Source organism: Haloferax larsenii (genome assembly GCF_024730625.1).
GTDB classification, from domain to species: Archaea; Halobacteriota; Halobacteria; order Halobacteriales; family Haloferacaceae; genus Haloferax; species Haloferax larsenii.
Genome location: NZ_CP078063.1, coordinates 2,442,661 through 2,463,898, shown reverse-complemented (window position 1 = coordinate 2,463,898; position 21,238 = coordinate 2,442,661). Strand labels below are relative to the sequence as shown.

Sequence of the window (21,238 nt, the reverse complement as noted above, 5' to 3'; positions counted from 1 at the left end):
CCTCGTGGTGGACTCCCGCGGTGAGAGTCCGAACGTCAGTACATGGTGGAAAAACCATGATAAATGTTTCTTTACTACTGGATACTAGCCACCATTTATGATTATGTTAAGTAGACCGCTCTTGTGCCCGTATTTCGGCTGCCGTATTTTGTACTGGTGGTCGATTCGTCATTGAATTCTTCTTTCACAAACGTGGATAAAATAGTGAGTATTTAGGTTCCGAACTGTAGAGAACTGTGCATGCCCATCGAGTCTGCCGTGGTCCTCGCCGCCGGGGAGGGGATGCGGCTTCGACCGCTCACCAAGTACCGGCCCAAACCGATGTTGCCGGTGACGAACGTACCCATCTTGGAACACGTCTTCGACGCGCTCGTCGCCAGCGGCATCTCCGAGATACACGTCGTGGTCGGCTACAAACGCGACCGCGTCCAGGAGTACTTCGGGTTCGAGTACGACGGCGTCCCGCTCACCTACCACGTCCAAGAGCAGCAACTCGGCTCTGGACACGCGGTGTTACAGGCCCAACCCGGCGTCGACGGCCCGTTCTTGGTCGTCAACGGTGACCAGTTAACGTCGCCGGAAATCGTCGATGCGGTCGTCGAAGCCCACGCCGCAGGCGAACAACTCGGGACGATAAGCGTCGTCGAGTCCGAGTTAGCTTCGAGGTACGGTGCGGTCTCCCTCGACGGCGACACGGTCACAGACCTCGTCGAAAAACCGGGAGAGGGCCACCACCGCCTCCTCAACGCCGGTGTCTACGCGTTCGAACCAGCTATCTTCGACCGTATTGCTTCGACCCCCGCAGAGGACGGCGAGCGCTCGCTGACGACCGCGCTCACGTCGGCCATCGAAACCGGTTCGACGCTCACGGGTGTCCGAACTGAAGGCCTGTGGCGCGACGCGACGTATCCGTGGGACCTGCTGTCGCTCAGCGCCGAGATGCTCGACCGAAGCGACGAGGAGGTTACCATCGACCCGTCAGCGACGGTCGCAGACGGGGCTATCGTCCGCGCTCCGGTCGTCGTCGGTCCCGACGCCGTCGTCGCACCGGGTGCTGTCGTCGGTCCGTACACGACGGTCGGCCGAAACGCCTCTATCGGGTGTAACGCCGTCGTCGAGCACACTATCGTCGACGAAGACACGCGCATCGGACCGAACGCGACGCTCGTCGACTCCGTCACGGGCCGCGGGGTCGACATCGCCGCTGGCGTCACTATCGAAGGCGGAGACGGCGACGTTCGCATCGGCGACCGAATCCACGAGGAAGTCGAACTGGGTGCGGTCGTCGCAGACCGAACCGAACTCGGCGGTGGTGTCTCGGTCGAACCCGGAACCATCGTCGGCGCGGAAGCCTCCGTCGCAACTGGGGTCGTCCTCGATGGTGTCGTCGAAGACGGTGTGGAGGTCGTTCGGTAATGTGTGGAATCATCGCCTGTATCGGCCACACGGACGACACCGTGGACGTGCTGTTGTCGGGGCTCTCGTCGCTCGAATACCGCGGCTACGACTCCGCCGGTATCGCCGTCTCCAACGGAAAACTCGACGTCCGAAAGCGCGAGGGTGAACTCGACAACCTCCGCGATGCGGTCGACGCCGACCCTATCTCCGGAACGTTCGGTATCGGACACACGCGCTGGAGTACTCACGGCCCGCCGACGGACGAGAACGCACACCCTCACACGGACGCTGACGGCCGCGTCGCCGTCGTTCACAACGGCATCATCGAGAACTATCAGGAACTCCGCGACGAACTCGAAGCGGACGGCTACGAGTTCGTGAGCGACACCGACACCGAAGTCGTTCCGAACCTCGTCGCGTCGTTCCTCGACGAGGGGTACGACGCCGCAGAGAGCTTCTCGCGAGCGGTCTCGCGTCTGGAGGGAAGCTACGCGCTCGCCGTCATCGTCGCGGGCGAGGACGCCATCTTCGCGACGCGACAGGACTCGCCGCTCGTCCTCGGCATCGGCGACGACGCCTACTACCTCGGAAGCGACGTTCCGGCGTTCCTCTCGTACACGCGAAACGTCGTCTACCTCGAAGACGGCCAGTCCGTGACGCTCCGCCCGAACGGGTGGCAGGTCAAAAACGGCGATGGAGCGGTCGTCGAACCGCCAGTCAACACCGTCGAGTGGGACGCCGAACAGACCGGCAAAAGCGGGTACGAGCACTTCATGCTCAAGGAGATTCACGAACAGCCGACCGCGCTTCGACAGTGTCTGAGCGGCCGCCTCGACCCGCTCGAAGGAGACGTGGTCGTCGAGGAACTATCGGACCTCGACACGCCGGGCGCGGTCCAGTTCGTCGCCTGCGGCACCTCGTATCACGCTGCACTGTACGGTGCGATGCGATTCAGGGAAGTCGGCATCCCCGCGCAGGCGTTCCTCGCCAGCGAGTACGCGACTGCGCCGCCGCCGATTGCCGACGACGAACTCGTCGTCGGGGTTACACAGAGCGGCGAGACTGCCGACACGCTCTCGGCGCTCAGAACGGCACAGGGCCGGGGTGCAGAGACGCTCGCGGTGACGAACGTCGTCGGAAGCACGGCCTCTCGCGAGTGCGACCACGTGATGTACATCCGGTCGGGCCCCGAAATCGGCGTCGCCGCGACGAAGACGTTCTCGTCGCAACTCGTGTCGCTGTCGCTCTTCGTCGAGAGCGTCACCTCGAACACCGGAAGCGGACGGACGCGCGCTCTCGTGGAGTCCCTGCGGGACGTCGCGGGCGACGTACAGTCGGTCCTCGACGACAGCGAAGGAGAAATCGAAGACCTCGTCGACGAACTCGGCGGTTCCGATGCGTACTTCTTCATCGGCCGCGGCTACAACGCCCCCGTCGCGCTCGAAGGCGCGCTGAAGTTCAAGGAGATAACGTACGAGCACGCCGAGGGCTTCCCGGCGGGCGAACTGAAACACGGCCCGCTCGCGCTCATCACCGACGAGACGCCCGTGTTTGCCGTCGTCACCGGCGACGACGAGGCGGCGCGAAAGACCCTCGGCAACATCAAAGAGGTACAGGCTCGCGGTGCGCCCGTGGTCGCAGTCACAGACGGCGTCCTCGAAGTCGAGCGCTTCGCCGACGAAGTGCTTCGCGTCCCAGAGACTGACGGCAATCTCGGGTCGCTCCTCGCCAACGTCCAACTCCAGCTCGTCGCCTACGAGATGGCGGCGTCGCTCGGCCGACCGATAGACAAACCGCGAAATCTCGCGAAAAGCGTCACCGTGGAATAAAAGCGGGGCCGCAAGCCGGTGCGCGGGTCTCACCGCGCGGTGGCGTTCCGATTCAGACGAGCGCCTCTTCGAGCAGTTGCAGCGGGTGTTTGATGTCGTAGCCGGTGCCGTGTTCCATCTGCATCGAACAGGTCGGACACTCGGTCATCCCGACGTTGCCGTCGGCGTGCTCCATGTGGTCGAACATGTCCGCGCCGATTTGCATCGACTTGTCGTACTTCTCTTCTTTCCAGCCGTAGGTGCCGGAGATACCGGAACAGGAGTCGCCCACGTCCTCGATAGTGACGCCGTCGAGGTCACGGAACAGTTCGACCGCCTGCCGGTCGAGACCCTGATTGCGGGCGTGACACGGGGCGTGGTACGCGAAGGACTGCTCGGAGACCGACGCATCGGCGAGGGCGCTGTCGAGGTCCTCGTGGATGCGGAGGTATTCCATGGCCTCGTAGGTGTGCTCGGAGATGTCTTCGAGCCCGTCGATGTCGAACAGTTCGGGGTACTCCTGTCTGAGCGACATCGAACACGAGGTACACGAAGCGATGATGTCGTAGCCCTCGGGGATGAGACCGGCGAAGTTCTCGGCGTTGATGCCCGCGGCGCGCTTCGCGTCGTCTAGCATGCCGTTTGCGAACATCGGCGTCCCCGAACAGCGCTGCTTGGGGACGACGACTTCGTAGCCGAACTCCTCGAAGACGCGGACCATCGCCTTCCCGACTTCCGGGGTGTTATAGTTCGAATAACACCCGTGGAAGTAGGCGACGCGCTTGTCTTCGGAGCGGACCTGGGGGCCGCCGCGTTCGTTCCACCACTCGCGGAACGTCTGCGTGGCGAAGGCCGGGAATTCGCGCTCGGCGGTGATGCCGAGGACTTTCTCGTTTATCTGCTGGACCAGCGAGTTCCCCATGATGGCGTTCGTCAGGCGGGGGAACATGCTGCCGAGTTCGGCCAGCGTCCCGTAGTTCGCGAGGATGCGGTTGCGGATGTACTCTCGGGAGAGTTTGTCCATGTCCTCGTCGACGTACTCGCCGCGGGCCGTGTTGTGCATCTGGCTGAGTGGGACGCCAGACGGACAGGCGTCGTCACAGCGCATGCAGTTCGAACACGACATGATGGAGTCGTCCACCGAGGCGTCCTCTTTGCGCTTCAAGCGCCACTGTTCCGGGCCTTGGAACTTCGGGCCGGGGAACTCGTCGTCGACTTCCGCGACCGGACAGGACACGTCACAGGAGGTGCACTTGTAACAGTTGTCCGCGCCGGGTCGGAGGTCCATCTCGGTGCTCTCGGGGAACACCTCTACTGGTTCGAAGTCGTCTTCGCCCTGTTCGCCGGGTGTGGGTGTCGTGTCTGGTGGTGTCTCTGCGTCACTCATTGGGTTGCGTCCTCCCCCGCGAGGCGGCCGGCAACCGCACCAGTCGCCAGCGAGACGCCGCTCGCGGATTTCTCGCGTGCGACGTGTGCGCCACCGACGACGCCACCCGCCGCACGCAGGTTTTCGAAGTGCGATTCGCCGTCCGCGTCAGTTGGCCGGAGTTCGTCGTCCGGCACGACACCGAAGCGAGCGAACTCGTGGTCACCGAAGGCCTCGGGTTCCGACCAGTCGTAGCGGTCCTCGGGATGCGGGACGTGACAGCCGAACACTGGCTCGGTCACGTGCGCTCTGTCGGAGTCGAGGCCCTTGCCGACGAGACCACCCGTCGCGAGGACGATTTGGTCGGCTTCGTAGGGTGTCATCCGACTCTTCTGGTCGACGAGAACCGTCTCGATTCGGTCGCCGTCGGCTTCGAAGTCGACGGCCGGATTGCCGGACGAGATTCGGACGCCCGCTTCGTCGAGGGCGTCGAACAGCATGTCTTCGAGTTTCAGGCCGAGGAGACTCGGCGGGCCGGTGGGGACTTCGAAGACGGGAACGCCGAGGCGGTCGGCGAGTTCGTCGCGGACTTCCGTGTCGTGGTCGTCGCCGAGCATGGCCGGGAAGCCGACCCGCGTCTCACCGTCGAGTTCGTCGGCGACGGCGTCGGCGAGGGACGAACGAACCGTTCCGCTCTCGACTGACTCGTCGCGGTCGAGCGCCTTGGCGAAGCGCGTCAGTTTGGCGTCCGCGCGGAACGTTTTGGGGAACGGGAGGCTCACGCCGCGAACCGAGAATGGGACGCCCGCAGCTTCGAGGTGGTCTGCGGCGACCGGCGCGTCGAAGTCAGTGAGGCTCTCGAAGCCGACGAGCAGCATGTCGCCGGACGCGCTCACGAGACCGGACGCGACCGACTCGGGATACCGAGCGGTCGGTTTCATCGTGCCGCCGTAGGTCGCCACGAGGGCGTTGTCGTCGGTGTGGCCGCCGCGGTAGGCGTCGCCCACGGCTTCGTCGAAGAGGCGCAGGCCGTCGCGGATGCCGTCTTCGCCGACGATTCGGTAGGGGTGCCCTTCGGGGAGTTCGTCGAGGCCGTCGTAGGGGTTTGCGAGTGGTCCGTCGTCGCCCGCGTACCCGAGCACGTCCACGAGGCCGCTGGCCTGTCGGAGCGTGCTCTTCTTGTGGGCGAGCAGTCGAACCTGCGCGCCGGTCTCGGCGGCCGAGAGCGCGGCCGTACAGGCGGCGATACCGCCGCCGATGACGAGCACGTCGTCAGTAATCGCCATCGTTCACCTCCGAAACAGCGTGTGCGTCGCGGCCGCCGTCCGCGACGGCCCCGTCGTCGAACGCCGCGAAGTCTACGCCGGATTCCGTTGCCGCCGGGTCCGAATCGCGGTTCATCGTCGTCGCGTGGAGCATGTGCTTGAGCGCGGCTTGCGAGAGTTGTTCGCCCCACATACCGTGGCGCTCGCCCTTCCAACGCTCCTGATAGAGGTCGTCGAGCGAGGCGCGGACGACGTCTTCGTCGTATTCGGGGGCGAGTTCGGTCGCCATCCGGTGACAGCAAATCGCGCCCTGACAGTTCCCCATCGAGGCGCGCGTCTGGATACGAACCGAGTTGAGGTCGGTTCCGGCCGTGTCGAGTGAGTCTTGAATCTCCGCACGGGTGACGGCCTCGCACTCACAGACGACCGGGTTCGGGTCGACGCTGGTCAGCACGTCGTCGGCGCGAGAGCCGAGGCGCTGCACCGAGCGGCGGCCGATTGGCGAGCGCAGGCCGAAGTCGTCCATGTAGTCGCGGAGGACGCTGAAGTCCTCGCTTCCGGGAAGCGGCACGTCGGCGGTGCGGCACTCGGCGTCGACGCCAACTTTCTCGCAGACGTGGTCGGAAATCTTCTCGGCCATCATCCGGTAGGTGGTGAGTTTGCCGCCGACGATGCTCGTCATGCCGGGGAGGTCGTCGCGGTCGGCGTGGTCGAGCAAGAAGAACTCGCGGGTGATGTCCGTCGGGTCCTCGGTGCCGGTTCCCGGCGGTTCGTAGAGCGGTCGCACGCCCCAGAACGACCGAATCGTCCGCGCGTCTTTCAGCATCGGAACGAGTTCGGAGAGCGTGTCTATCATGAGGTCGACTTCCCAGCCCTCTTCGGGGTACTCTTCGGGGTCTTCGACCTCTTCGTCGGTCGTGCCGAGGATACAGGTCGTCTCGTGGGGGACGATGATGTCCGCGTCGCCCTTCGGCCGACAGCGGTTGACGACCGTATCGACCTGCCGGGTGTTCATGATGGTCATGACGCCCTTCGAGGGGCGGACTTCGACGTCCACGCCCGCGAGGTCGCCGATTTGGCCTGCCCACGCACCCGTCGCGTTGACGACGTAGTCGGCGCGAATCTCTTCGACTTCACCGGGATTCCCGTGGACGTACGGGCCGGTTCCGGACTTGTGTGTGACTTCGACGCCGACGACTTCGCCGTCCTCGACGAGCACGTCTGTGACTTCCGAGTGGGTCTCGATGCGCGCGCCGTGTTCGACCGCGCTCGCGGCGTTCGCGACACAGAGTCGGAACGGGTCGATAGCGCCGTCAGGAACTCTGATGGCGCGTTTGATGTCTTTCGCGAGGTACGGCTCTTGCTCGCGTGCCTCTTCGGCCGAGAGGACTTCGACGGGAATGCCGCACTCCCGACAGCCTTCGAGTTTCTTCTCGAAGTATTCGTCCGAGTCTTCGGGTCGCTGGACGAACAGCCCGCCGGTCATTTCGACGCAGTGCCCGGCGATTCGTCGCAGGACGCGATTCTCCACGATACACTCCTTTGCGGACGCCTGGTCAGATACCGCGTAGCGTCCACCGCTGTGGAGGAGTCCGTGCATCCGCCCCGTTGTCCCGTGTGTGAGGTTCCCCTTCTCGACGAGGGTGACGTCAAGACCGCGCATCGCGAGGTCGCGCGCGATGCCGGTTCCGGTCGACCCCCCGCCGATGACGAGAACGCTCGGCGATGTACTCATCCGTCTTTCGTGAAGAAGAACTGCGGGCACTTTATTTTACCTTCACTGGCTAACGAGGCGGTTTAGTTCAACTTCTGGACTGCTTTTCCAGTCCCGGTGCGCTGTTCAACCCCGTAGAATAGCGGAGTATGCGGTTTCTCCGTGGGTCACATAGGACAGGAAGATTTCAAAATGAACATTCAAAATAGTTATTGGTACTCCGAATCTACGGGCAAACCAGTGGCATTCACAGTGGCTCACAGTACTCCCTCACCGCGCCGGAGAGTGACACTGCCGGTGGGACAGCGGTCTCTGGAAAATCCCGAGACGACAGTATGTTCATTTTTATCCATGCACTGAAAATCAGCCACGTAAGAGACAATTCCTCATGCGACTCGAAGACCGAATCGCGCGACGCCGGAACCGAGGTGAGTCGAGACGCCGTATCGTCCGCGACGTGACCGTGTTGAACCCGACGGTCCACCCGGACGAACCGACTGGTCGCGGGCCAACGCTCGAAATGCTTCTCGACCATCTGGACCCCGTCTTCGACGGGTCGCTTCCGACGCACGCGTACGTCCACGGGCCGAAGGGCGCTGGGAAATCCGCACTCGTAACCTCTCTGTTCGACCACATTTCGCGGGCGATACCGTCCCCTCAGTCGGTGATTTACACGACGACGCGCGCGGTGCAACCGCCGACCATCTCGTTTTCGTACGTCGACGCCCGCGCGGCCCAGACGGAGTTTACGCTCCTCCACGCCGTCCTCGACGACCTCAGCGAGGAGGAGGTCCCCTCGCAAGGCGTGGGCGTCGAGTCGCTCCGCACCCGACTGGCAGACCGACTCACGCACGACAACCGGGCGGTCGTCGCGGTCGACCACGTCGGCGAACCGATGACGTACAGCGCGGAAACCGCCATCGAGACGCTCGCAGACGCCTCGCCCCATGTGTCCGTCGTCGCAATCGGGCGAGACGACCGACCGGCGCTGGAAGCGGACGTGACGGACATCGAGATTCCGGCCTACGAGCGGCACGCACTCGCCGACATACTCGCCGAGCGCGGGTCGGACGCCATCACGCGAACCGCGCTCACCCACGACGTGACGAACACCATCGCCGATTGGGCCGACGGCGATGCACACGACGCGCTCTCCGCACTCTACGGTGCGGCGACGCTCGCCGCGGCAGACGAGGCGGACGCTATCGAACCGGAGTACGTGACCGCCGGCATCGACGCGGTCCCCGAAGACGGGTGCTCGCTCGGCCGCGTCTTCGCCCTCTCCGAAAACCGCCGACAGGTGCTTCGAGCGTTCGTCGAACTCGACGACGACGAGTGTGAGTCCGTCACGGCGGCGACCGAGGCAATCGCCGCGCACCCGTCGGTGTCGCTCTCGCAGACGACTGTCCGGCGCGTCCTCTACGAACTGTCGGACCTCGGAATCGTCCGCCGTGTCGCGGTCGCCGAGACGACAGACGGGCCGGGGCGACCCGCGACGCGTCCCGTGCCGAACTTCTCGACGCTGGTGTTCCGCGGAATCGACGGCTCCGACCGCTGACTCTTTTTCCCCCGTCTCCCAAGCGGTGGTATGGTTCCACCGCTCGTACTCGATATCGACGGAACACTCACCGACGCCGACGGCCACCTCGACCCCCGCGCCTTCGACGTCCTCCCCTCGTGGGACGCCCCCGTGGTCTTGGCCACTGGAAAGGCGTTCCCGTACCCCGTCTCTCTGTGTCACTACCTCGGACTTCCCGAGACGGTCGTCGCCGAAAACGGCGGCGTCGTCCTCGTCGAGGGCGACGTGACCTTCGCGGGCGACCGCGAGGCAGCACAGGCCGCCGCAGACGAGTTCGTCGCCCGCGGCGGCGACCTCGGATGGGGTCCCGCCGACACCGTCAACCGCTGGCGCGAGACGGAGATTGCTATCAGCCTCGACGCCGACGAAGCGCTCCTTCGCGAGGTCTCCGCCGAGTTCGACCTCGAAGTCGTCGATACGGGCTTCGCGTACCACGTAAAGAGCCCGGGCGTCGAGAAGGCGGTCGGCCTCGAACACGTCTGTGACCGCCTCGACTACGACCCCGCCGACTTCGTCGCAATCGGCGACAGCGAAAACGACGCCTCAACCTTCGGCGTCGCCGGGCAGTCCTACGCCGTCGCGAACGCCGACAACGTGGCGAAAGCGGCCGCAGACGAAGTGCTCGAAGACTCGTACATGGACGGCACGCTCTCGGTCCTTCGGTCGCTACAGGAGTCGTAGAAGCGCCAGCGACGGAACCGTCGTTTGTGGCTAGTTTTGGTCCGATACTTCGTCCGAGACCCACGTCGCGTACTCGTCGAGGACGTGGGATTCGTCGAACCGTTCGACACAGGGCACGTCGTATGGGTGGAGTTCGACCACCCGCGAGGCGAACTCGTCGTATCGGTCGTCGGTCGTCTTCGCGAGCAGGATGACCTCGTCGTCGTCGTGGACCTCGCCGTCCCACCGATACACCGACTGGCAGGGCACGCGGTTCACGCACGCCGCGAGTCGTTCCTCGACGAGCGTCCGAGCGAGTTCGTCTGCCGCGTCGGGCGGTGCAGTCACGTATGCTGTCGGCATCGCTGTGTAACTCGTCTCGTCGTGTTACGCCGGTTCTTCGAAGGGTGCAAAGCGGCCGTTGATGTCCCACTCGTGGATGCAGTAGGGGTTTCCGACCTGCTTGTCGCCGTCTTCGGACGCGACACGCCACGTCGCCGCGTCGCCGTCCCATCGTTCCACGCGACCACAGCGCTCGCAGGCGCGTCGAGTCGGTCGTCGAAGTTGGGGTTCCATATCTCCAATGGTGTCTGTCGGCACGCAAAAGCCCATCGCCGACGGCATATTCGGTCTTTATCGTGTGCTCACCGGGCACAACCGAGACGTAACCGATGGGACTTAGCACCTGCCGAACACACCTCTCGTATGGGATTTCACACCTTCGACGTCGACTCTGCGGCGAAGCTCGACGACCCGAGTCGATACCGGTTCGTCTCTCGTGAAGAATTACTCTCCCTGCTCGACCCGCGTCCGGGGGACGTCGTCGCCGACCTCGGGAGTGGAACTGGCTTCTTCACCGACGACGTCGCGCCGTTCGTCGACACGATGTACGCCGTGGACGTACAGGAGGCGATGCACGACTTCTACCGCGACAAGGGCACCCCGGAGAACGTGGAGTTCGTCACCGCGGACGTCGCCTCGCTTCCCTTCGACGACGACCACCTCGACGCCGCGTTCTCGACGATGACCTACCACGAGTTCGCCACCGACGAGGCGCTGACCGAAATTGCGCGGGTCGTCGCGCCCGGCGGTCACGTCGTCACCATCGACTGGTCCACCGCTGGCGACGGAGAAGCTGGGCCACCGACTGACGAACGATTCGGACTCGGAGACGCCGTCGAAGCCTTCGAAGCGGCCGGGTTCACCGTCACTCACGGGGCGACGCGACGCGAGACGTTCGTCTGCGTGGCTCGGCGGTAAATCGAACTCAGAAAACGCTGCTTTCCTGCCGACTTAGGACTCGATGACCGACGTGTATCGGTCAACGAGGAGGACGATTGCGGCTCCGATAACCGCCGTGACGGCGAAGATGCCGACGAGTTCGGCGGTCCACGGCTGGTTCCCTTCGGCGAGCTTTTCGCTGGCTTTGACGATTGGTGCGCGGAGTGCGCCGACGATGAGGCTCACGAGGAACGCGAGGGTCGCACGGCGGTAGTGTTCGAGCGCCCAGCGAACGGCGTGGGCGATGGTGAACAGGCCGACGAGCGCGCCGCCGATGAACGCGACGACGATGGCTCCCGGTTCGACGAGTGCGGCGACTGGGCCGCCCGTCACAACGTCCAAAAGCGCGTCGACGAACGTCTTGAGTGCCTCCGTCATGAACTCGTACTGACCGAGGAGCAGCAGGAGGAGTGACCCCGAGATACCGGGGAGAATCATCGCACTCACCGCGATTGCGCCCGCGAACATGGTCGCCGGTGGCGAATGACCGAGTGCGGTGCCGGCGGTCCCCGACGCGACGAAGGCGAGGAGGAATCCGGCGGCGGCCGCAGCGAGTTGCCGCGGGCCGTCGAGTGAGACTTGCGCGTACAGCACGACGGCCGACGCGCCGATGAGACCGAAGAAGAACCCGAACGTGATGACCGGATACTGGTCGATAGCGGTGTGGAGGACGCGCGTCACGGTGATGACGGCAGTGGCGATACCCGCACCGAGGACGAGCAGGAATCCGACGTCTATCTCGCGGAGCGCGGAGAGGGCATCTTCGCGTCGGGTCGATGCGATACCCGAGAGAACGCGCTGGATACGCGTCGGCGTGATGGCAGTGAGCGCACTGATGAGCCGTTCGTAGATGCCGGTGATGAGTGCGATTGTACCGCCGGAGACGCCCGGAACGGCGTCGGCCGTACCCATACAGACGCCTTTCAGATAGAGGATTACCCAGGGCACGAGCGCGGACCGTTCGTCGGTTCCCGTCGTCATTTCGTGTTCCGAAGCTTCTCCGCGAGGGATATGAGTCCACCGTTCGTGTCCGCGAAAGTACGTTCAGAAAGTACGTTTAGACACGCTATTTCGCCACTTTGTTCGGTCGGCGTGCGTCGCGCCGAGCTGCTGAACGCGCCCGTCGGAAAGAATGAAACCACTCCGAAGCGACAGGTGACGTAATGAAGCTCAGCATCATCGGGAGTGGGTACGTAGGCACCACAATCGCGGCGTGTTTCGCGGAGTTGGGCCACGACGTCGTCACCGTCGACATCGACGAGGACATCGTCGACACACTCAACGATGGCCGCTCGCCCATTCACGAACCGGGCCTCGACGAACTCGTCGCCGAACACGCCGGCGACCGACTCCGAGCGACGACCGACTACGAGGCGATTCTCGACACCGACGCGACGTTCCTCGCCCTCCAGACGCCTGCCAACGACGACGGCAGCATCGACCTCGGTGCGGTGAAAGCGGCGTCCACGTCGCTCGGGGAGACGCTCGCCACCAAAGACGACTACCACCTCGTCGTCACGAAGAGTACGGTCGTTCCGACGACGACCGAAGAGGTCGTCGGCCCGCGCGTCGCGGCAGCCGCCGGCAAGACCGTCGGCGAGGAGTTCGACATCGCGATGAATCCCGAGTTCCAGCGCGAAGGGACCGCAGTCGAGGACTTCCTCGACCCCGACAAGGTCGTCCTCGGTGCCCACACTGACCGCGCGTTCGACCGCCTCGACGACATCTTCGCTCCGCTCGTCGACCACGCGGACGACCCGCCGGTCGTCGAGACCGGTATCCGAGAAGCGGAGATGATTAAGTACGCGAACAACGCCTTCCTCGCTTCGAAAATCAGTCTCGCGAACGACCTCGCGAACATCTGCAAGGAGTTCGGCGTCGACTCCGCGGAAGTGCTCGACGCTATCGGCCTCGACTCCCGTATCGGCGCTGCGTTCCTCGGTGCGGGTCTCGGCTGGGGTGGCTCGTGCTTCCCGAAAGACACCGCCGCAATCATCGCTGCTGCCCGCGAACGCGGCTACGAACCACGCCTCCTGCAAGCCGCTATCGACGTCAACGACGGCCAGCCAGAACGTATGCTCGACCTCCTTCGAAAGCGGTTCGACCCCGAAGGCAAGCGCGTCGCCGTCCTCGGACTCTCGTTCAAGCCCGGTACCGACGACATTCGCTCGTCGCGGTCGATTCCGCTCGTCGAGGCACTGCTCGACGCTGGCGCGGACGTCGTCGGCTACGACCCCGTCGCGACCGAGAACATGCGCGAACGGTTCCCCGACATCGACTACGCGGACTCTGCGGCCGCCGCGCTCGTCGATGCGGACGCCGCGCTCGTCGCAACCGCCTGGGACGAGTTCGCCGCGCTCGACGAGCAGTTCGACGAGATGCGCGAGCCCGTCGTCATCGACGGTCGCCGCATCGTCACTCGCCGCGACGGTATCGACTACGAGTCGCTGGTCTGAGGACTACGAGTCGCTGGTCTGTGGGGTGCGGGAGTCTCGAACCCCAATCTAGCTACTCTGCCCTTTCACACTGTTTTCTCGTCGGCTCGGGTCCGAAGCGAGCGCTGTCGCTTTCTGGGTCGAAAAATGGAAGAAGTGCGTTTCGGACGGCGAATCGAGTTGCGGACTGCGAACCGCGTCGAGCGAACTTACGCGACGACCGCGGTCAGCGCGCCGGCGTCGATGGCGGCCGACTCGTTGGTCGACGTGTCGTTCGTCGCAGTTTCGTTGGTTGCCGACTCGTTCGTTGCCGTCTCGTTCGTGGCGGTTTCGTTCGAAGACGCTTCGTCGTTGTTGAACGAGAGCTCGGACTCGGCGCGTTCGAGCGTCACCTCGACGGTGCCGTCTTCAGCACCGTTGACGAGGCCTTCGTCCACGCTGACGTTCTGTGCTTGATATCTGACGATGGTGTTGTTGCCTTCGAACGACGTCGGCCCGGCGAAGGTGTAGTCACCAGTCGCGCGGACGCTGACGTTCGTGTAACCGTTTTCGGGACCGTAGTCGTCGTAGCCGGTCGTCGAGTACGGCAGCGTCATCGTGAACTCACCGTTCCCGTCGGTCTGCGCCTGCTGGGTGTAGGTGAAGTTCGTACCCTTCGTCAGGTCGCGCATCTGGACGCGAGCAGTCACCGTCGTGTTGGCCGGGGCACCGCTGCCTTCGACCGTCGCACCGGGGACGCGCTCGAACGTCTTGACCCACGCCGGGTTGTTACCGAGCAGCGCCTGTGGCTGGATGCCGTAGGTGCTGCGCGCGCGAACGAGCGAGTTCTGATAGGAGCCGGAGCGGAGCGACGAACTGTTCGACGACTTCACGAGGCGGTAGTGTTCGAGTGCCTCGACGCGCTCTTCGGGGAACGAGCCGATACCGCCAATCTGCGAGGTCGGGTCGTTGGCGACGTACTCCTCGGCCGCGCTCATGTTGTCGAACGTCTTGACTGCTTGGCCGTCAGCGGGTGTCGTGCGGAACGTCACCGAACCGTCGGCGTTGGTGCGTTCCTCCCAGTCGACGACGATGGGCGAGGGTGCCGTTGCGCTCCCGTGGAACTTGTAGAGCCGAACCATGAGGCTCTCGTAGTACCGCTGGTCGTGAACGTTCGCAGAGGAGACGAGGCGCGTCTGGCCGTCCTGCTCCTGCAGGCGGTAGACGCGGTTGTAGAAGTCCGAGGTGGAGATGTTCGACTGGTCGTACCAGACGGTCGGTGCGCCGAACTTCGACTCGGTCGAGGCCATCTGCCAGTCGACCATGACGTAGCGCGTGTTCTCGCCTTCACCGTCGTCGCCCATCGAGGAGAGGACGTCAGACGCCTGCTCCTCGTCGGGGGCGAGCAGGAAGTTCGCCGCCTCCGTCGCACCACCCTGGAACGGGTTCGCGTTCGGAATTCGTTCGCCGAGGAGGGTAATCCAGTGACCGTAGTCCCACCACGACATCACGCCGTAGGCGCCGTCAGGGTAGTCGAAGTCGTCCGTGTATTTGTACGTCCCGTAGTAGTCCATCTCGTTCGATGCACCGCCGAAGGACCCCTCCTTCGGGGTGTTGTTCTGCATCCAGCCGAGAGTCCCGTCCCACTGCGTGACTGGGCCGGGGCCGGTTTCGGCGGCCTGATACGCAGTGTTGGTCGCCTGTCCGTTCCCGAGTTGAACCGGGACGATGAGGACCGGCGTGAGGACGAGGAGCACCGCGATAGCGACCGCGGCGACCTGTCCCGGCGAAACGTCGTCGAGTCGGTCGATGTCAGCGAGACCGACGAAGTCGATGGCGAGCACCTCGCGGAGGAGATACGCGTTCATGACCGCGACGACGACCGCGAGGTAGTAGTTGAAACGAACCTGCGTGAACGCGGCCGACGTCATGATGGCCGCCCACACGAGGACGAAGAGGTGTTCGCTCTCGTAGTCAGCCTGCATCACCGCACCGACGATGATGGCGGTGACGATACCGAGACTGACAAGCGAGGATTCGAGACCGACGAGGCCGCCGATGCTGTCCGGGATAACCGGGAGCAAAAAGAGGAGGCCGATGCCTGCGAGACCACCTGCGGCGTAGCCAATCTTGCGCGTCTCGCCGTCTCGGACGAGCGGTTTGGCGACGAACCAGATGGCAGCGGCAACACCGGTGAAGAACGTGAAGCCGTACTCCGACATGATGCGGTCGACGGCGGAGATACCGGCTGCCTGCAGCGTGTTCTGGGCGAGGAACGGTTGTGCCTCACCGATGGTTCGCGTCGCCGCACCGGCGCTGAAGCCAACGGTGCGGAGGAAGTTCCGTGCGATGCTTCCGAATACGTCCGGAAGAACCACCGAAAACAGCACGAGTCCGACGACTGCGATACCACCGACCGCAGCCGGGTAGCCGCGGTCGTCGACGTCGTTCGACTCCCACCAGCGGGCGAGGCCAGCGAGGAACACGGCACCGAGACCGACACCGAGGGAGAAAAGCGGCTGAAGGAAGCCGAAGTCGGTGACACCGAACGTCGGCTCGTTGAACGGGACGACCATCAGGACTGCAGTGACGAGCATCGACACCGCTCCGACGAACGCGGCGTGCTCCGGCGAGCGTCCGCGAACGTAGTCGGAGGTCATCTTCAAGACGAGGAAGAGACCGAAGATACCGACCAGAAGGATGCCCGGCGGCCACGACCACATGTACAGCGCAATCGCGACGCCAGCGAGTGCAGACCACTTCAGTGGCTTACGGAGGGCGTCGAGGTCGCGGGCTTGAACGAGTTCCCAGACGGGTTTCTCGCGCTCGGCGACCGTGAGGGCGATCATGACAGCGAGGACGGCGAAGCCCTGGAACAGCGGCTCGACAATGTTGTGGTCGGCGAACCCGACCAGACCGCGCTGGAGGAACGTTCCGGGGAGGAGCATCAGGACGGCCGCGCCGAAGAGACCGGCGAGTCGGCCACCGAGACGCTTGCCGATGAGGTACGTCGGAATCGCAATCAGGGCACCGAAGATGGGTGGGGCGACCAACAGCGTCTTGGCGACCAAGTCGGACGACGGACTACCGAGTCCGACGACGAGTGCCGCGGTCGCGACGAGTTGGTCGTAAATCGTCCCGAACTGTCCCGCGCTCGTTCCGAACGGGAACTCCGTCCACGGGTCGAACGGCATGGTTGCAGGCCAGTGCTTGACCGTGTATTCGACCTGGCGAAGATGATACCAGGCGTCGTTTCCTGAGAAATACACCGAGCCCGCTCGGGTAAACGCCTCGTAGCTGCGGAGTCGTATCCACAGCATGACGAGGACGATAGCCGAGAGGACCGGTATGTGATACCAGTCGCGAGCGAGATCCGCTACGGAAGGCGAATACTCTCGTTGCTCGTCGCTCATTGTGCCCAACAACTGTCAAGCCTTTCATAAGCCTTGTGATAGGCGATTTCGACCGATTTGGGTGAATTCGACCGAAGGACAATGCTTATTCGGCCGTCCTCGGTAGCACCGGGCGATGAAAGTCTCCGTCGTGGTCTGTACCTACTCGATGGAACGGTACGAACCGTTTACCGAAGCCGTCGAGAGCGTGCTCGAACAGACCTACGAACCCCTCGAAGTGGTCCTCGTCGTCGACGGGAACGAGGAAGTGTTTGCGCGTGTCGAGGAAGACTTCGGCGACAGAGAGAACGTCGTCCTCCACTGCAACGACGAAAACCGAGGTATCTCCTACAGTCGGACGAAGGGTGCCGAACTCGCCTCGGGCGACGTCGTCGCGATGATCGACGACGACGCGACGGCCCGACCAGACTGGATCGAGACGCTGGTCGAGACCTACGAGGAGAATCCCGAGGCTGTCGCCGTCGGCGGCACTGTCGTCCCCGACTGGGTCGCTCGCAAGCCCGACTTCTTCCCGGAGGAGTTCTACTGGCTCGTCGGCTGTGACGAACGCGGATTCGGACACCACATGGAACGTGTCCGAAACACCTACGGCTCGAACATCTCGTTCAAGCGCGACGTGTTCCTCGAAGCCGGTGGCTACGACACGAACACCGGCCGGAAGGGCGACAAGCACGTACAAGCCCACGAAGCACCCGTCTGTATCCGCATCTACAACAACACCGGCAAGCGCGTCATCTACAACAAGCGCGCCCGCGTCGACCACAAGCTCTTCGAGTACCGCACCAAGTTCCGCTGGCTCACCTTCCGGTCGTTCTGGCAGGGCTACTCGAAGCGCGTGATGGACCTCTTGTACCCCGAGGCCTCGGGCGACAAGAACGACTACCTGCGAGACCTGATGCTCGTCTACGTCGTCGACCGCCTCGTCAAACTCCTCAAAGAGCCGTCGATGGCGAAGGTCCAGCAACTGATTGCTATCTTCGTGTTCACCGCTGCTGTCGGCTTTGGCTACGTCTACGGGTTGTTGACGCCGGACTTGGTGGAGAAGACGAACGCGTAAACCGGAACCTCTCTTTCGCTGAACACCTCTCAGGCAGAGTCCTACGCCAGTAGTTGGCCTCGGTAGACCTCTTCGAACTGTGCTGCGATGTCACACCAGTCGTGGTTCTCTCGCGCCGCGTCTCGGTTTCTGTCGCGGAGTTTGACCAGTTCGTCCTGCGAGAGTCCCCGTGCAGTTTTGAATCCATCTTCGAGTCGGTCGTAGACGATGTTTCCCTCGGGGACGATAGAGGGGATACATCCAGCGCGTGGAGCAATAACCGGACAGCCGAATGTGAGGCTCAAGACGACCGACCCTGAACTGAAGATATCTCGGTAGGGAAACACGCCGAAGTCACACGCTGCGAAGTACGTCGGGACCTCTTCGTTTGGGATGTACCGAAGGTCGGTGACGACGTTCGACTGGTTTTCTGCGAGTGTACGTATCTCCGTTATTTCGGTCGTAGACATGGGATTTCCGGCGATGACAAGACATTCGTCGTCGTTGCTCACGCGTTCGAACGTCTGTAGGAGTTTCGGGATTTGCTTGTACGGCCGAATCATCCCGAAGAATAAGTAGACCCGCTCGTATACGTCGACACCGAGTTTTTTTCGGGCCTTGTCGGTCGATACCGATAGGCTGTCTTCGTAGACAGGCTCATAGTTTCCGTGTGGAATCGCGACAGCATTGCCCACGTCGGCATCGACGAACGACTCCAGTTCCTCGTGGGTTCGGTCGTCCCATACTTGAACGCTATCGGCCATCCTGACGAGTCGTTCGCTGACTATCTTGTCAAGCGAGAGGAATTTCTGTTCGTGGTTGTGTTTGTTGTGGACAGTCCAGACGATTCGGTCGCACAGGTATGAAGCGAGTTTTACCTGTAGGAGGAACCACACCGCGGCGAGCATCGCGACGATTCGACTTCCGGGAATTTTGTAGGCCCACTCCACGCTCCCAAACAAGAAGTACGGGTGTGTCCAGTGAAGATGGAGGATGTCGACGTCGTCGAGGAGGACGGAGAATATGAACGGCGAGAACGGAATCGGCTCTTCGTCGACTGTCACCTCGATTCCACGGTCTTCGAGGTGTTGTATCAGGAGGTCCTGATACGGATTTCCCGAGTAGTACGGGGCCATGAGGACGTTCATGAGTTACCTGTCTAGCCGTGTTTCTAAGTGGTTCCGTTTTTTGCGCTTTCTGTGTGTCGACTGGTGTTTGCTGTGTTCTCGGGCACTGTGTCGTCCAACAAACGGGTCGGTTAGTCTTCGATTGACTCGGTCAGGCGGCGCTCCGCTTCGTCTCGGTCTTCCGGGTATCCGATGTCCATCCGCCAGCCGTCGATGCGGATGGCGTCGATGGTCCGACCGGACCGAATCAACAGGTCGATTGCCTCGCTAATCTCGTACTCGCCGCGATTCGACGGTTGGACGAGGTGGCACGCGTGGAAGATTGCGGGGGTGAACGTGTAGAACCCAGTCATCACGAGATTCGACGGCGGCTCTTCCGGCTTCTCGATGACTTCGGTAATCTCGCCGTAATCGTTTGTCACACAGACACCGTAGCGGGACGCTTCGTCCCAGTCTACCTCTTCGACGAGGAAGGCGGCGTCGGCCCGGTCTTCTCGCTGGCGCTTGACAACGTCGCCGAGGTTCGCCTGGAAGATGTTGTCACCGAGCATGAGCATGAAGTCCTCGTCGACGTGCTCTTCGACGGTGAGGAGAGCGTGTGCGAGACCTTTCTGCTCACGCTGATGGGAGTACGTGATAGGGACACCACGGTATTCGTCGTCGTAGTGCTCGATGATAACCTCCTTCTTGTAGCCGACGACGACGACGAGTTTCTCGGCACCGAGGTCGACGAGTTGGTCGAAACAGTGTGTCAGGATTGGTTTCCCGTCGACTTCGACCATTCCTTTCGGTTTGTCTTCCGTGAGTGGCCGGAGTCGAGTTCCTTTCCCGGCGGCGAGGACGACTGCTTGCATATCAAATCAGGTCCAACCCAACCGTATAAACTCTTGTGTCGGTTCTCGTTCGGCTGTTCGGTAATGTGGCCGAATATCTATCTCGGAGCTTCACAAACCCGGATAGCCAATTAGAACTAACAGAACGACTCTTCAGGAAGAATCGCCGTCGTACATTTCGGCGTACTTGGTCGCTACCGCGTCCCAGTCGTGTACTTCCTGCGCTACTCGCGCGTTACGTTTCCCTACCCGTTCGAGTTCTGCGAGCGGTGTGTCGTCGAGAGTATCTAGTGCGCCAGCGAGGTCGTCGTAGACGATGTTCCCGCCGCTGTCGACAGACGGAATACATCCGATGCTCGGTGCGACAAACGCCCGCCCAAACGACATTGCCAGCAACACAGACCCGGAGTTGAAGATGTGGGCGTAGGGGAGCACGACCGCATCTGCCGCAGCGAAGTAGGAAGGGACCTCTCGGTCCGGGATATAAGCCAGTTCCAGACTGACGTTTTGTGCCCCAGCAGCGAGTTCGACGAGTTCGCTTTCGAGTGCATCGTTCACTGGGTTCCCGGCGATAAGGAGTGTCGCGTCGCTCTCTTTTTTCTCGAATGTTCTAATGAGTTCTGGGACCTGTTTGTACGGTCGAATGACACCAAAGTAAAGGTACACTCGCTCTGTCTCGGACAGTCCAAGCGCCTCTCTCGCGTCTTTTCTCGTCGGAATCGATGCGTCGTCGTACAGTGGAACGTAGTTACCGTGTGGAATCTCCCAGACGCGTTCTAGGTCGGTATCGACGTATCTCTCGAACTCTTCGTGGGTCCGACTGTCCCACACTTGAACCGCGTCGACGAGAGAGACGAGATGACGGCTCACCGCTCGGTCGAGTGTTTCGTATCGACGCTCGTGATTACACTTGTTGTGGACGGTCCAGGCGACCCGGTCACAGAAAAACGTCGCTAGCCAGACTTGAACGAGAAAGAACCCAGCTGCGAAAGTGCAGAACAGTCGCGAAAATGGGAGCTTATATGCCCACAGTTTGCTACCAAACAGGAAGTACGGATGCGTCCAGTGGAGGTGAAGAACGTCTATATCCTCCACCACGAGGCGGTGAACGAACGGCGCGAACGGGATGCTGTGGTCCTCCCTGCGGACGTCGACCCCGGCTCGAAGAAGTGCAGTTTCGAGGAGTTCCTGAAACTGATTCCCTTCGAAGAACGGTGCGTGGAGTACTCTCATTGAACGACATTTGGTCAGTGGCACACCGCTCACAAAAGGAGATGGATATGTCTGCACAAAGTATCCTAACCGATTGTTATAACTGAGTCGTGTGACGACTACCTCCAACGG

Annotated in this window: 18 protein-coding genes; 8 read left to right on the top strand and 10 right to left on the bottom strand. The window is 62.6% G+C overall.

All coding sequences use genetic code 11. The annotated features are described in order from the left end of the window. Positions 1–240 precede the first annotated feature (240 nt). Together KU306_RS12860 and glmS are read left to right on the top strand one after the other, a co-directional pair. Positions 241–1,416 carry a sugar phosphate nucleotidyltransferase gene (locus KU306_RS12860; protein ID WP_074795557.1) on the top strand — a complete coding sequence of 392 codons (1,176 nt, stop codon included), beginning with the start codon at positions 241–243 and terminating at the stop codon, positions 1,414–1,416. Further along, a complete protein-coding gene (gene glmS, locus KU306_RS12855) occupies positions 1,416–3,227 on the top strand; it encodes a glutamine--fructose-6-phosphate transaminase (isomerizing) (RefSeq protein WP_007540269.1) in 1,812 nt (603 codons plus the stop codon). Before KU306_RS12860 ends, glmS begins: the two co-directional genes overlap by 1 nt. A gap of 52 nt (positions 3,228–3,279) precedes the next feature. Here glmS and KU306_RS12850 read toward each other — a convergent pair whose 3' ends face one another. Genes KU306_RS12850 through glpA form a run of 3 tightly spaced genes read right to left on the bottom strand, consistent with a single transcriptional unit; the run spans position 3,280 to position 7,572 of the window. Then, positions 3,280–4,593, bottom strand: a complete 1,314-nt coding sequence (locus tag KU306_RS12850; RefSeq protein WP_258302171.1) for an anaerobic glycerol-3-phosphate dehydrogenase subunit C — start codon at positions 4,591–4,593, stop codon at positions 3,280–3,282. Beyond that, positions 4,590–5,858 (bottom strand): glycerol-3-phosphate dehydrogenase subunit GlpB, encoded by a 1,269-nt coding sequence (gene glpB / locus KU306_RS12845; RefSeq protein WP_258302170.1) that lies wholly within the window; start codon positions 5,856–5,858, stop codon positions 4,590–4,592. The genes KU306_RS12850 and glpB overlap by 4 nt, the downstream gene beginning before the upstream one ends. After that, on the bottom strand, positions 5,845–7,572 hold the full coding sequence (gene glpA / locus KU306_RS12840; protein WP_258302169.1) for an anaerobic glycerol-3-phosphate dehydrogenase subunit GlpA: 1,728 nt from the start codon (positions 7,570–7,572) through the stop codon (positions 5,845–5,847). The genes glpB and glpA overlap by 14 nt, the downstream gene beginning before the upstream one ends. Positions 7,573–7,939: 367 nt before the next feature. On the opposite strand from glpA, the gene KU306_RS12835 reads away from it, so the two are divergent. Further along, positions 7,940–9,109: a Cdc6/Cdc18 family protein gene (locus KU306_RS12835; RefSeq protein WP_258302168.1), complete on the top strand. Its 1,170-nt coding sequence runs from the start codon at positions 7,940–7,942 to the stop codon at positions 9,107–9,109. A gap of 30 nt (positions 9,110–9,139) precedes the next feature. Then, positions 9,140–9,811, top strand: a complete 672-nt coding sequence (locus tag KU306_RS12830; protein WP_258302167.1) for an HAD-IIB family hydrolase — start codon at positions 9,140–9,142, stop codon at positions 9,809–9,811. 30 nt (positions 9,812–9,841) lie between these two features. On the opposite strand, the gene cutA is transcribed toward KU306_RS12830, so the two are convergent. After that, positions 9,842–10,153, bottom strand: a complete 312-nt coding sequence (gene cutA / locus KU306_RS12825; protein WP_258302166.1) for a divalent-cation tolerance protein CutA — start codon at positions 10,151–10,153, stop codon at positions 9,842–9,844. 24 nt (positions 10,154–10,177) lie between these two features. Further along, complete coding sequence (locus tag KU306_RS12820) at positions 10,178–10,366, bottom strand: HEWD family protein (protein ID WP_007540262.1); 189 nt, start codon at positions 10,364–10,366, stop codon at positions 10,178–10,180. Between the two features lie 129 nt (positions 10,367–10,495). Between KU306_RS12820 and KU306_RS12815 the strand changes: the two genes are divergently transcribed. Beyond that, complete coding sequence (locus KU306_RS12815; protein WP_007540261.1) at positions 10,496–11,050, top strand: class I SAM-dependent methyltransferase; 555 nt, start codon at positions 10,496–10,498, stop codon at positions 11,048–11,050. 33 nt (positions 11,051–11,083) lie between these two features. Here KU306_RS12815 and KU306_RS12810 read toward each other — a convergent pair whose 3' ends face one another. Beyond that, positions 11,084–12,052 carry a DUF368 domain-containing protein gene (locus tag KU306_RS12810; protein WP_007540260.1) on the bottom strand — a complete coding sequence of 323 codons (969 nt, stop codon included), beginning with the start codon at positions 12,050–12,052 and terminating at the stop codon, positions 11,084–11,086. A gap of 182 nt (positions 12,053–12,234) precedes the next feature. Here KU306_RS12810 and aglM point away from each other — a divergent pair, with 182 nt between their 5' ends. Continuing rightward, entirely contained in the window at positions 12,235–13,527 is a 1,293-nt protein-coding gene (gene aglM / locus KU306_RS12805; RefSeq protein ID WP_258302165.1) for a UDP-glucose 6-dehydrogenase AglM, read from the top strand. 188 nt (positions 13,528–13,715) lie between these two features. On the opposite strand, the gene KU306_RS12800 is transcribed toward aglM, so the two are convergent. Further along, on the bottom strand, positions 13,716–16,898 hold the full coding sequence (locus KU306_RS12800; protein ID WP_258302164.1) for an oligosaccharyl transferase, archaeosortase A system-associated: 3,183 nt from the start codon (positions 16,896–16,898) through the stop codon (positions 13,716–13,718). A 115-nt stretch (positions 16,899–17,013) separates the two neighbouring features. Here KU306_RS12800 and aglG point away from each other — a divergent pair, with 115 nt between their 5' ends. Continuing rightward, positions 17,014–17,955 (top strand): glucosyl-dolichyl phosphate glucuronosyltransferase, encoded by a 942-nt coding sequence (aglG, locus tag KU306_RS12795; protein WP_258302163.1) that lies wholly within the window; start codon positions 17,014–17,016, stop codon positions 17,953–17,955. Positions 17,956–17,996: 41 nt separating this feature from the next. Here the strand turns inward: aglG and KU306_RS12790 are convergent, their stop codons facing one another. From KU306_RS12790 to KU306_RS12780, 3 genes are all read right to left on the bottom strand, one after another. Then, positions 17,997–19,082 (bottom strand): glycosyltransferase, encoded by a 1,086-nt coding sequence (locus tag KU306_RS12790; RefSeq protein ID WP_258302162.1) that lies wholly within the window; start codon positions 19,080–19,082, stop codon positions 17,997–17,999. Positions 19,083–19,192: 110 nt separating this feature from the next. Continuing rightward, positions 19,193–19,915, bottom strand: a complete 723-nt coding sequence (aglF, locus tag KU306_RS12785; protein ID WP_258302161.1) for a UTP--glucose-1-phosphate uridylyltransferase AglF — start codon at positions 19,913–19,915, stop codon at positions 19,193–19,195. A gap of 132 nt (positions 19,916–20,047) precedes the next feature. Beyond that, the gene (locus KU306_RS12780; protein WP_258302160.1) at positions 20,048–20,764 is read right to left on the bottom strand and encodes a glycosyltransferase family 4 protein; all 717 of its coding nucleotides are present in this window, start codon (positions 20,762–20,764) and stop codon (positions 20,048–20,050) included. Between the two features lie 195 nt (positions 20,765–20,959). On the opposite strand from KU306_RS12780, the gene KU306_RS12775 reads away from it, so the two are divergent. Further along, positions 20,960–21,130 carry a hypothetical protein gene (locus KU306_RS12775; RefSeq protein ID WP_258302159.1) on the top strand — a complete coding sequence of 57 codons (171 nt, stop codon included), beginning with the start codon at positions 20,960–20,962 and terminating at the stop codon, positions 21,128–21,130. Positions 21,131–21,238 lie beyond the last annotated feature (108 nt).